Source organism: Helicobacter salomonis (genome assembly GCF_900197775.1).
Lineage (GTDB): Bacteria > Campylobacterota > Campylobacteria > Campylobacterales > Helicobacteraceae > Helicobacter > Helicobacter salomonis.
In genome coordinates, this window is record NZ_FZMA01000005.1 from 29,744 (window position 1) to 42,117 (window position 12,374).

The following is a 12,374-nucleotide window of genomic DNA, read 5'->3' on the forward strand; positions in this document are numbered from 1 at the left end:
TTCCAAAATAAAGGCTTATTTTAGTGAAAGCTGACTAAAATTTGCTTTAAGATTTTGATTTTTAGCTAAATTGACGATGTAGAAAGATTCAAATGCACACCAATGCCCACTACCATGATTGGGATATGCGCTACATTTGGCACCCTTGTTCCCAGATGTATGACCATGCGCAGCTCCCCTTGGTGCCTATCAAGCGCGCGCAGGGTATCTATCTCTACGATTTTGAAGACAAGGCCTACATCGATGCGATTAGTAGCTGGTGGGTGAATCTCTTGGGGCACAACCACCCCTACATCAGCCAGCAACTCAAACACCAAATCGACACCCTTGAGCATGTCCTATTAGCAGGTTTCACCCATCCTCAGATCATCCGTCTCTCTGAGAGGCTCTGTGCCCTAAGCGGGTTTGATAAGTGCTTTTATGCCGACAATGGCTCTTCGTGCATTGAAGTTGCCCTTAAAATGAGTTTCCACTCCCACCTCCTAGCAGGACACAAAAGACCTAAGTTCCTATCTTTGAGTAATAGCTATCATGGCGAAACCCTAGGTGCGCTCTCCATTAGCCATGTCGGACTCTATAAGGATACCTATACGCCTTTATTTTTAGAAAATTTGAGCACCCCTGTGCCTCAGGGAGATGAGGACATTCCTAATGCCCTAGCCAAGTTAGAGCAAATTTTGGACAAACATAGCTTAGAGATCAGTGCCTTTATCTTGGAGCCTTTGATTCAATGTGCTGGGGGCATGCATTTTTACAGCGCAGAATATGTGCGCCAAGCCGTGCGTTTGTGCCAAGAGCATGGTGTGCATGTGATCTTTGATGAAATTGCGGTTGGTTTTGGACGCACGGGGACTCTCTTTGCTTATGAGCAGTGTGGTGTAATGCCCGATTTTCTCTGCTTGTCCAAAGGGATTAGCGGAGGATACCTACCCTTGGCAGTAGTGCTCACTTCTAATCGCATTTATGATCAATTCTACGCCCCCTATTCTGAAAATAAAAATTTCTTGCATTCACATAGTTATACGGGCAATGCCTTAGCCTGTGCCTGTGCTAATGCTACTCTAGATGTTTTAGAACAAAATCAAGTGTTAGAACATAATCGGATGTTGAGTGCACACATGCAGGCTTGTTTGCAGGAGTTTTTGGGGGATGTAAAAGGAGTGGCGAATTTACGCGCGCTTGGCATGATCTTTGCCTTTGAGCTGGTAGGGTATGCAGGTAGCCAGCGCGTGAGTTTGTGCGTCTTTGAGAAGGCTCTTTGCAAAGGTGTGCTCTTGCGTCCCCTACACAACACTATCTACTGCATGCCCCCCTACTGCATTGATGAAGCCCAAATCCGACACATTGCCTATACTTTTAAAGAGATTGTCGTAGAATTGACGCAATCTTAAGTCTTTTTGCTATAGAATGCGTCCTTCAATCACTGAAGGGAGTCCATGCAAACCAAAGGGCATAAGAACAAGCGGGCATTGGTCAAATTTTCCGGCGAGGCTTTGGCAGGGGAGAGTCATTTTGGAATCGACATCCAAATTTTAAGCTACATTGCCAAAGAGATCAAGACGCTTGCAGATCATGGGATTGAAGTGGGCATTGTCATTGGTGGTGGAAATATTATCAGAGGGGTAAGTGCAGCTAAAGGAGGGATTATTCGGCGCACCAGTGGGGATTATATGGGAATGCTGGCCACAGTAATTAATGCAGTGGCCATGCAAGAGGCCTTGGAACATCTAGGCTTAGATGTGCGCGTGCAAAGTGCCATTGAGGTTAAAGAAATCTGTGAAACCTACATCTACAGGAAGGCTATTCGCCATTTAGAAAAGGGGCGCATTGTGATTTTTGGAGCGGGGACAGGGAATCCCTTTTTCACTACGGACACAGCTGCCACCTTGCGCGCCATTGAGATTGGGGCCGATGTGATCGTGAAGGCCACTAAGGTAGATGGGATTTACGATAAGGACCCGAATAAGTTTGAAGATGCTAAGAAAATTGATACCATGAGTTATAATGATGCCCTGATTGGGAATATCGAAGTGATGGATGACACAGCTATTTCGCTAGCTAAAGACAATAAACTCCCCATTGTCGTGTGCAATATGTTTAAAAAAGATAATCTCCTGCAAGTGGTAAAACATAATCAAGGTATATTTTCTGTGGTAAAATAGGGAGTTAACCTAGAAAAGGATTCAATTGAGAACAGAAGAAATTGTAGCCCAAGCCCTTGCTAAAGTAGACAACGATCGTTACATTCTTTCCAACTTGGTTTTTACAAGAGTAAAACAGCTGGGCGCGGGAGCAAAACCGCTGGTGGCCATGGACACTAAGAATTACAAGCTCACAGACATCGCGATCGTGGAGATCGCACAAGGAAAAATCAGTCTTGAGTGCATTGACGCAAGATATTAAAAGAAAAAGTTATGAGGATTTGCTTGAAATTCTAGGAGCGCTCAAGGAGGTTTGTGGGCCACATGAGGCCACGCATGTCTTGGAAAATGTCGCAGAAATCACTCCAAGGGTTGCGCAAGCTTTAGAGGTGGCGCATCGTTTTCACGCAGGCCAGACTCGCAAAGGGGGAGGTCCTTATGTTACTCACCCTATTTGCGTTGCGTGTATTGTCGCCTTTTGTGATGGAGACGAGGCGATGCTGTGTGCGGCCCTTTTACACGATGTAGTGGAAGACACCGAGTGCAGCATCGAGTATGTGGCGCGTGAATTTGGCGAAGATGTGGCCAATCTCGTCGATGCTCTGACTAAAATTACTGAGATTAGAAAAGAAGAGTTTCCCATGGAAGCCCAAGACTCTAAGTTATTGGCTTCCGCTCTGACTTTTAGAAAAATTTTAGTGGGCGCAATCAACGATCCACGCGCTCTCATCGTCAAGATCAGCGATCGTCTGCACAATATTTTGACCCTAGATGCTCTCCCTAGAGATAAGCAAATCCGTATCTCTAAAGAGACTTTAGCGGTGTACGCGCCCATTGCCAGCCGTCTAGGGATGGCTTCCATCAAAAACGAGCTCGAGGACAAAAGTTTTTATTATATTTATCCCCAAGAGTATCAAAAAATCCAACTTTACTTGGATCAGAATCGCCAATCTCTTTCCTTGAAACTCAATCGTTTTGCGGGCAAATTGGAGAAAATGTTTTTTGAAGCTGGATTTGGAGAAGGGGATTTCCAGCTCACCACGCGCATTAAACGGCCCTACTCCATCTATCTCAAGATGCAACGCAAGGGGGCAGTGAGCATGGATGAGATTTTGGATCTGATGGCTGTGCGGGTTTTAGTTAAAAACCCCCTGGATTGTTACCGCATTTTAGGGATTGTGCATCTACGCTTCAAGCCCATTATCTCACGCTTTAAAGACTATGTTGCGTTGCCCAAAGAAAATGGCTACCAGACTATCCACACCACGATTTTTGATCAATCTTCCATCTACGAAATTCAAGTGCGCACCTTTGAGATGCATGAGGGAGCTGAATATGGCAACTCGGCACACTGGAAGTACAAAGCCGGGGGTGCGGAACCAGAGGCACTCAAATGGTTGCATAACTTCAAGTATCAAGGACACGATTCCAAATCCAATCCCAAAGAGTTCTACGCGCTGGTGCAAAACGACCTCTATCGCGAAGACATCACGGTTTTTTCCCCCGATGGGGATACCTACACATTGCCTGCGGGGGCGATCGTGCTGGACTTTGCCTATATGATCCACAGCGATCTAGGCGATCGGGCTAAAAAGGCCTTTGTCAATAATAAAAAAGCTAGTCTTAATCAAGAGCTCAGGAGCGGGGATGTTGTCAAGATTGTCAAAGGGGAGCGATCGATTCCGCGCTACATTTGGATGGATCAGCTCAAAACTTCGCGTGCTAAAAACCATCTCAAGCTCCAACGCAAAAACCAGCTCAAAGAGATTGATGCTAAAAGTATGATCAATATTTTAACTTGTATTTTTGAAGCTCCCATTTTCGCCGAGGAAATTGAACCAAAAGACTACACGCTGTTTGAAAAAAAGCTGGTTGAATGCGGGGTGGAAATTTCCTTAAGTGAAGCCAATAGAAATATTGGCAGTCTAAAGAAACTGGTTGAAGAAATCCAAGAGAAAGTCAGAGAAACGCCTAAGCACATGAAGAAAAAAGTGCAGTACCACGAATTTGGTTTTCTCATGAAGAATTTGTTGCAATTCCGTCTGACCCACAAAATGCTTAACCTCATCAACCCTCATATTGGTTTGAAAAAGTCCTATTTAGACAATTTCATTGTCTACACAAACCCTTATGTGCATGTCAAGCAGGTGCTTTTTAATGATTGTTGCCATCCTAAATACGGCGATGAAATTGTGGCTATCATGCGTAGCTATAAGGAACACAAGGTCATTGTGCACCATAAGCTATGTAAGGCAATTGGTGCAGAGATCGATTTGGGCTTGCCCATGGTCTTTGTGCAATGGAGTAAGAAGAAAAGGGAAATTTACAAGGGAATTTTCTATCTGGAGGATAAAAAGAGCGCGCTGATGCATTTGTTAGATTTTTTAACTAAAAATGATTGCACGATCACAGGCGTGGATTATTGTGGCTACCGTGATGAATTTTCTTCACATTGCGAAGTATTGCTAGAATACACAGCCAAAGAGGCGAGTGCGCTCAGAGAGATCCTCTCGCAAAAATACCAGGAAAGATTAGTCAGCTTTTCTAGTCTTAAAGACGCCTATCAAGCCTAAAGGACAAGCATGGAAGTAGAGAAAGCGATGAGTGCTATCACCCAAGGCATGGGGGAGTGTATTGGTCTTGAATATCTTCAGAGTCGTGTAGCGCATTTTTACCAAACCGGGCAACGCTTTATTGTCAAGGCGGGTTTTGATCCCACTGCCCCTGATTTACATCTAGGGCATGCTGTGCTCTTAGAAAAGCTGGCTACTCTGCAAAAGCATGGCGGGTTTGTGAAATTTCTCATCGGGGACTTTACCGCACGCATTGGCGACCCTAGTGGTAAGAGTGAAACTAGAAAACCCTTGAGCGAAGAGGAAGTGCAAAAAAATGCGAAAACCTATGCAAAACAAGTGTTTAAAGCGCTCGATCCAGCCCTCACAGAGGTGTGTTTTAACTCTGCTTGGCTTAACCCTCTAGGGGCTTCTGGGATTCTCGCCCTCACTTCCAAATTCTCCGTGGCGCGCATGCTCGAGCGCGATGATTTTGAAAAACGCTATCAAAACAACCAACCCATTAGTATTGTAGAGTTTCTCTATCCGCTTTTACAAGGCTACGACTCAGTCGCCCTAGAGTGCGATTTAGAATTGGGTGGCACAGATCAAAAGTTTAATCTGATGGTGGGACGCTTTTTGCAACGCGCCTATGGGCTCAACAAAGAACAGAGTGTGCTCACCATGCCCTTGCTAGAGGGTTTGGATGGGACACACAAGATGAGCAAGAGTTTAGATAATTACATTGGTATCACGCAAGAACCTGCTAGTATGTATGCCAAGCTTTTAAGTATTAGCGACACCTTGATGTGGCGTTACTATGAGCTCTTAAGCACCAAGACCCTCACTCAAATTGCCTCCCTACAGCAGGGTGTGCAAGATCAACGCCTTCACCCCAAAGCAGTCAAAGAAGAGTTAGCCCTAGAGATCACCACGAGATGGCATTCTGCTCAAGAAGCCCAAGGCGCTAAGGCCGAATTTGACAAAGTCTTTAGCCAAAAACAGACCCCTAGCAAGATGCCAGAATGGCATTTCGAAAAAGGAGTATGGATTGGCAATGTGCTCAAGGAGAGTCAACTTTGCCCCTCTAGCTCGCAGGCGCGCAGAGACATCGCTGGAGGAGGAGTGCGTCTCAACCACGAGGTGCTCACAGATGCCCACTACCAATTTAGCCAAGGGTCTTATATTGTGCAAGTGGGAAAAAGAAAATTCGCCTTAGTTCACATCCATTAAAAGGGTCATGCATGCTGTCCACACTCAAACCCCTTAAGATCGGCAAACACACCCTCAGATATCCCATTTTTCAAGGGGGTATGGGGGTGGGAATTAGTTGGGACGAATTAGCTGGCAGTGCCGCCAAAGAGGGTATTTTGGGCGTGATCTCGGCAGTTGGCACAGGCTACTATAAAAATATGCGTTTTGTCGAGAAAATCGTCGCCAAAAAACCCTTTGAAGCCTTGAATTTCTACTCTAAACAAGCTTTAAATGAGATTTTTAAAAATGCCCGTAAGATTTGTGGAAACAATCCCCTGGGTGCTAATATTCTACATGCAATCAACGAATACGGACGAGTGGTGCGTGACGCGTGCGAAGCGGGAGCTAATGTGATCATCACAGGAGCAGGCTTACCCACCAACATGCCCGAATTTACCAAGGACTTTCCCAATGTTGCCCTTGTGCCTATTATCTCTTCTATTAAGGCTCTACACATCATCTGTAAACGCTGGAGTGCACGCTATAAACGTGTGCCTGATGCAGTGATTGTAGAAGGTCCTTTGAGCGGGGGGCATCAGGGTTTTAAATACGAAGATTGTTTCAAAGAAGAGTTCCAACTAGAAAACTTAGTTCCGGGTATTGTAGAGGCCTCCAAAGAGTGGGGCAATATCCCTATCATTGCTGCAGGGGGTATTTGGGATCGCAGAGATATTGACACCATGTTAAGCCTAGGGGCTAGTGGAGTGCAGATGGCAACTCGCTTTTTAGGCACAAAGGAATGCGATGCCAAGGTTTACGCTGATATTTTGCCCTCTTTGCAAAAAGAAGATATTTTACTCATCAAATCCCCCGTGGGCTATCCTGCCCGTGCTATCAATACAGGAGTGCTTAAACGTATCCAAGAGGGTAATGCCCCAAAAATCGCCTGTGTGAGTAACTGCGTCGCACCTTGCCATCGCGGAGTAGAAGCTAAGAAAGTGGGTTATTGTATTGCAGATGGCTTAGGGCGCAGTTATCAAGGCAATCGCGAAGAGGGTCTCTATTTTACAGGGGCGAATGGTTATCGGGTTGAACGCATCTTAAGTGTGCACGAACTCGTGCAAGAATTGATCAGGGGTTGAATGGGTGCGCTTTATACTTTGTTTGCTCATGGGAATCTATGCCCATGCCCTGAGTATCACGCAGGTTGTGCCCTTTGGTACGAGCAGTGTGCGTTTGAGTTTCGATCAGAATATTGATAAGCATCACTTTAAAAAGATCCATTTAGGTAAATTTAAAAGCGCTTTAGAAATCAAAGCACACCTTAAAGTCCCCCCCAAACACTATCGCTTCGAGAACCAAACCTCAATCAGCATCTCTCATGAAAAGATGGGCATGACTAGGGTGCTCATTCTTTATCCAGAAGGCACTTACAAGCTCAAACATACGGGTCGTCATCTCTACATTATTATTACGACACTCCATACTAAAAGCGCGTCACCCTCGCAGACTTCCAACTCTCCTAAACGCTTCAAGGTGGTTGTCGATGCCGGGCATGGTGGACATGATTGTGGTGCTAGGGGGGTAAATGGCGCATGCGAAAAGTGGATTGTGCTTTCTGTGGCTAAATATCTACAACAAGAACTACAAAGGCGTAACTACATCGTTTTTATGACTCGCAACAACGACACATACATTAGCCTCAAGGATCGCACCGACTTTGCCAATGCCAAAGGCGCTGATCTCTTTATCTCAATCCATGCTAACTCCATCCCTAAAAACTTCCCCACTAACCCTCAAGGGGTAGAGACCTATTTTCTCTCCACAGCACGCAGTGAGCGCGCACGCAAGGTGGCTGAACAAGAAAATCAAGATGATGTCAAGGTCATGGATTATTTTTCTAAACTCTCCTTTTTAAATTCGCTAAATTCTCAAAGACTAATTACCTCCAATAAGCTTGCCATCGATATCCAATTTGGAATTTTGAGTCAGTTGCGTCGTACCTATAAGAATGTGGTAGACGGCGGGGTGCGCGAGGGACCATTTTGGGTGTTAGCCGGCGCGCTCATGCCCTCCGTACTCATTGAAATTGGCTATAATTCTAATCCCTTTGAGGCCAAGCGCATTCAGAATAAAACCTACCAGCAAGGATTGGCCAAGGGAATTGCCAATGGCATTGATAGCTTTGTAAGCAAGAATTTTTGATGTTTTCCAAAAAGGCTACACCTTATAAAGTCTTCGTTGCCTCTGTGTTCTTTGTGCTGGTAGTGTGCAATGCTCTAGCCTTGCTATTCTCGCATTTTAACCACAACTTCGTCCAGCTATTCAGTCTCTTGAACGAACGCTTTTATCCTAAATTCGTGTATTCACTCCATTTTCTAGGATCATTGGGCTCACTTTTCTATTTTATACGCGCTTCCAAACACAATGCCTTAACGCCTAAACTGATCGCACTGGGGAGCTGTGTGGGATTTCTATACTTAGCCTTACTAGATGGGCATGTTTTTTTTATTTGGGGAGCCTATGCACTAGTCCTTATAACTTTGGGCGGATTGTGGACACATTATGCCCGTATTCCCATCTTGCTAAATTTCGCGCCCTCACTCAACACTTGTATCATCTGGGTATTTGCTTGTGGATTTCAAACTTATTTATATCCCCAGTGTAATACACTGGATTTTGTTTTCTTTGTAGCTATGCTTGTGGGTCTTGTGGGGTTGATAGCCCGCCATAAAGAGTATTTGGGAGTTTATGAATACGCGAATTTGTTGGTATTAAGCGCAGGCTTGGTTGTGTTCATGCTCTGTGCCCCCGTAATCGTGGATCAGGAAAACGCACGGCAGGCTTTTTTCTGGCTAGGGATTTTAGCATGGATGGGGGAGTGGATGCATGAGAGCATGCGCAACACAGATCATAGCACAAAGCTTCATTAGCTGATTTGGTACAGATACAATCCACACAGTGTAGCATTTTATGCTAGAATGTTTTAATTTTGTCAATGGCGGAGGATGGTATGAGCATGACAAAGAGTGGTGCATGCCGTGTAACTTTAGGCGTGTTGCTAGGTTTTTCTGTGGCTCTTGCTGATCAAAAGGTAGACGAATATCTCTCTGCAGCTAAGGAAGCTTATAGACATAAAGACTATGCCAAGGCTCTAGAAAATTATCAACAAGCTGCGGAATTGGGGAGCGCAGATGCTTACCGGGGCTTAGCAAATATGTATTTAATTGGTGCAGGTGTACCCAAGGACAGCCAAAAAGCTAGCGCGTACTTTCGAAAGGCGATGGACATTGCCCATGCCCAACGCGAGAATCCGCAATCTGGCATAAAAACACAGCCACAGGTGCAGCAACCCAAAGTCACAGAGACAAAAAACGCAACTGCGCCTGCAGGGGCTGAGGCCTATATGCGCTTAGGAGAAAACCATGCCAACGGGCAAGGTGTGACTTTGGACTTTAAAAAGGCCATAGAAGCCTTTGAAAAAGCGGGCGAAATGGGGGATGCGCGAGGATATAATGCCATCGGAGATTTGTATTACAACAATGGCAAGGGGGTCGAGCAGGATTATGCTAAGGCTTTTAGTTATTACCAAAAGGCTGCCAAGATGGGGCAAGCCAAAGATTATAGACTGGGAGTGATGTATTACTATGGCAGGGGGGTAGATCAGGACTACAACCAAGCTTTAGAACACTACGAAGCGGCAGCTAAAAAAGGAGACGGGCAGGCTTACCATTTTTTAGCGTTTATCTACCAGAATGGCAAGGGTGCACCCTTAAATTATCAAAAGGCACGCGAATACTACCAGCAAGCCTTGAAACACTATTTGGAAGCTGGCAATAAGGGTGATGCGAGCGCGTATGTGCGCTTAGGCAATATGTACTACGAGGGCGATGGCGTGCCTCAAGATTACCAAAAGGCTATGGAATATTATCAAGAGGCTTCTAAGTTGAAAAGTGGCGATGGGGAATACCGCCTGGCAACCATGTTGGCGCGTGGTAAGCTTAAAGAGGTGGTTGGAGATAGAGAGGCAATCACGGCACATTACCAAAAAGCTATTAGATTTTACCAAGAAGAGGGGAAAAATGGAGATGCCAATGCTTATGCCATGTTGGGTAGTATTTACAAAAACGGGGTCTATGTACATGGGTGGTTTGTTAACAGAAATTACGGGCAGGCTTTAGAATACTACCAAAAGGGCGCAGAGATGGGCAATGGAGCCAGTTACTACGAAATCGGGCGGATGTACAACAATGCGCAGGGAGTTGACTATAACTGGGAAAAGGCACAAGAACATTACAAAATTGCTTGCAAAATGGGCTTTGAAGAGGCATGTGGTAAAGTGCGCTAACCTCCAAAGATTGGCATACTCCCCATAGCTAAAGTTAGGAGTTTCGTGGCACAGGGGGCGGGGACTTCACTCAGGCTCAAATGAACCTTAAAGGCGTATGCCTGCGAGGTTTTGCTCTTCAGTTTATCCAGATGGATTGTTCGAGCTCCCCTAAGGCCGTCTTGTCATTCCGATAGGGTGGTGTTTTTTCTTAACGACAGCAGGACTTCAGCGAAATTCCACTATAATGCGGGGCTCTAAAAAGGCTTCCTTTAATGGACCTTAACTTTTTCAAAGAGAATTGAAATGCTAGCAAATTCTCAAATACCTAAGATATCAAAATGGTACTCGGCGTTACCTTGTGGCGGGTTCTTCCTAGTTCTCACTCTGGCTTCCACCGCCTCATTAAGAGCAGACATCAGAAATGGGTTCTTCGTAGCCGGAGAGTTAGCCGTCACTAATATAGAGGCAAATCGCCAAAAGGACCCCACTCCAGTTACCACTTTTAATCAAATTCCCGCTAAGGCACTCCAGCAATCTTTCAGCGCTCAACTAGGTAAGGCTAAAAATGCCTTGGATCAATTGATAGCCAGCGTAGATGCGCAACAAAAAACGGGATCTCCTCTGGCTATCAACCCAGATCAGCTAAAAAGACTCCAATCTTTCTTGGCGGGAGCGCAACAAGATTTACAAAAATTAAAGGGAGTGCCCGAGAAAGCTACCCTGCAAAATATGGAACAAGCCCTCCAAAACTATGAAAAAACTACCGCGAGTTTTTTGGAGGCAGTTAAACAATATAATGCGACTATGAATCAAGACACGCAAAATTATGACCAAGAGGTCGCTAAGGTAGACCGAGATCGCCAGCAGTATCAGGCAGTAGCAGACAATATCAAAAATGAATTGACAAATCCCGTTGGTGTAAATCCAGACGGGACTTTTAATAACAATGTCAGTATGCAAGCCTTGCTAAACCAGATGAATGCGGTGTTGCAAAACTTTGAAGAGATGGCTAATAATGGTAACAACTATAGAATACTGACACCTCGTGAGTACGAGAATGCTGTGAAGTATGGCCAAAATAGCGTGTGTGACCCACGGACTACCACTTTTGAAGCGTGTTTCCAAAGAAGTTTTAATTTTGGAGGACCCAGCCCGTTTGATCCTAATGGGGGTGTTAATAACCAAGAGGTGGTCGCCGCTTTTGCGTGGTTTCAACGCGAACTTCTCACTATTCAACAACTCGCAAATGCCGGGAAACTTGGGCCAGGAGTCGCCCAGATAGCCCTGGCAGGACTTCAAGCTGTGTATGACACGCAATTAACTGTACTCAATGCCACACAGGGTAGCAGTCTGAAGGGAGTGTTAGGCACTCCAGAGACTAATTTCCCTTCACCTACCAAACCGGCCCCTCCTAGCTGGAGCACTCCTACAACACCCCCCAGTCCATTTTTTAATCCCCTCCCTGCTTCTGTGGGTGTTGCTGCTAAAACTTTTATCAATTCTCTATCTCACCACACTAGCTCATTTTGGCAAGATAAGAGTTATAGTGTCGGAGCTGGGTTCGGTGGACAATACTTCTTTTTAAAACACCTGGGGATAGATGCTAGCGCTCTAGGGGGCTACACTTTTTATGACCCCGCTAGCGCAGATCAAGTACTAAAAAAGCTGAATGCGGCTTATGTGCTCTTTTCGGCTAATTTGCTCGTAGATCTACTTGTAGGCAAAACCAACTTCTTTGGTGTCTACGCGGGTTTTGCCGAAAAGCTACAGTTTTCAGACTATGGCTCCAAGAGATTTCTTTGGGATCAAACTATGTTTGATATCGGTTTAAGATACCAGCATGCTAGATGGGTTTACAAATTAGGGGTTAGAAGCCCCTTTGCAGGGACTAAGACATTCATGATAGACTGGCGAGATGCCCACTATTTCTTAGACAACAAACCTTCTGATCTCAGTGTTTATTTCATGCTAGAATACTTATTCTGATTTAAACATGGGTGATTCAGATACGGTGGTATGATAAAAACTCGATAACCTAGATCAAAACCTCCCTCCATTGTGAGGTCTTTAAAAAAGGCAAAAAAGAGGCGGGCACGCTGGGGCGTTTGCGCGTGTGCACCCAAGAGGGCCAAGAGGTATTTAGCTGTTACACCATGG

At 45.2% G+C, this 12,374-nt stretch carries 11 protein-coding genes; 10 read left to right on the top strand and 1 reads right to left on the bottom strand.

Annotated elements, in window-relative coordinates; translation table 11 throughout:
* The first annotated feature begins 92 nt into the window (after window positions 1-92).
* The 10 genes from C6H04_RS01460 (at window position 93) to C6H04_RS01505 (ending at window position 12,203) form a co-directional block, all read left to right on the top strand.
* The gene (locus C6H04_RS01460; RefSeq protein ID WP_104732136.1) at window positions 93-1,391 is read left to right on the top strand and encodes an adenosylmethionine--8-amino-7-oxononanoate transaminase; all 1,299 of its coding nucleotides are present in this window, start codon (window positions 93-95) and stop codon (window positions 1,389-1,391) included.
* A 45-nt stretch (window positions 1,392-1,436) separates the two neighbouring features.
* Window positions 1,437-2,162, top strand: coding sequence for a UMP kinase (gene pyrH / locus C6H04_RS01465; protein ID WP_104696201.1), 726 nt, complete (start codon window positions 1,437-1,439; stop codon window positions 2,160-2,162).
* Window positions 2,163-2,187: 25 nt separating this feature from the next.
* Entirely contained in the window at window positions 2,188-2,403 is a 216-nt protein-coding gene (locus C6H04_RS01470; protein ID WP_104696200.1) for a DNA-directed RNA polymerase subunit omega, read from the top strand.
* Entirely contained in the window at window positions 2,378-4,714 is a 2,337-nt protein-coding gene (locus C6H04_RS01475; protein ID WP_104696199.1) for a RelA/SpoT family protein, read from the top strand. The genes C6H04_RS01470 and C6H04_RS01475 overlap by 26 nt, the downstream gene beginning before the upstream one ends.
* A gap of 9 nt (window positions 4,715-4,723) precedes the next feature.
* Window positions 4,724-5,926 carry a tyrosine--tRNA ligase gene (gene tyrS, locus C6H04_RS01480; RefSeq protein WP_104696198.1) on the top strand — a complete coding sequence of 401 codons (1,203 nt, stop codon included), beginning with the start codon at window positions 4,724-4,726 and terminating at the stop codon, window positions 5,924-5,926.
* Between the two features lie 11 nt (window positions 5,927-5,937).
* Window positions 5,938-7,029 (top strand): nitronate monooxygenase, encoded by a 1,092-nt coding sequence (locus C6H04_RS01485; RefSeq protein ID WP_104696197.1) that lies wholly within the window; start codon window positions 5,938-5,940, stop codon window positions 7,027-7,029.
* 28 nt (window positions 7,030-7,057) lie between these two features.
* Window positions 7,058-8,092, top strand: a complete 1,035-nt coding sequence (locus C6H04_RS01490) for an N-acetylmuramoyl-L-alanine amidase family protein (protein WP_199766206.1) — start codon at window positions 7,058-7,060, stop codon at window positions 8,090-8,092.
* Window positions 8,092-8,820: a hypothetical protein gene (locus C6H04_RS01495; protein ID WP_104696195.1), complete on the top strand. Its 729-nt coding sequence runs from the start codon at window positions 8,092-8,094 to the stop codon at window positions 8,818-8,820. The genes C6H04_RS01490 and C6H04_RS01495 overlap by 1 nt, the downstream gene beginning before the upstream one ends.
* Before the next feature lie 86 nt (window positions 8,821-8,906).
* The gene (locus C6H04_RS01500; RefSeq protein ID WP_158653801.1) at window positions 8,907-10,235 is read left to right on the top strand and encodes a tetratricopeptide repeat protein; all 1,329 of its coding nucleotides are present in this window, start codon (window positions 8,907-8,909) and stop codon (window positions 10,233-10,235) included.
* A 285-nt stretch (window positions 10,236-10,520) separates the two neighbouring features.
* Window positions 10,521-12,203 (top strand): hypothetical protein, encoded by a 1,683-nt coding sequence (locus C6H04_RS01505; RefSeq protein WP_104732138.1) that lies wholly within the window; start codon window positions 10,521-10,523, stop codon window positions 12,201-12,203.
* Here the strand turns inward: C6H04_RS01505 and C6H04_RS08070 are convergent.
* Window positions 12,176-12,374, bottom strand: a 199-nt coding sequence (locus tag C6H04_RS08070) for a hypothetical protein (protein WP_233711812.1), incomplete at its 5' end; no start/stop codon positions are given. The genes C6H04_RS01505 and C6H04_RS08070 overlap by 28 nt on opposite strands.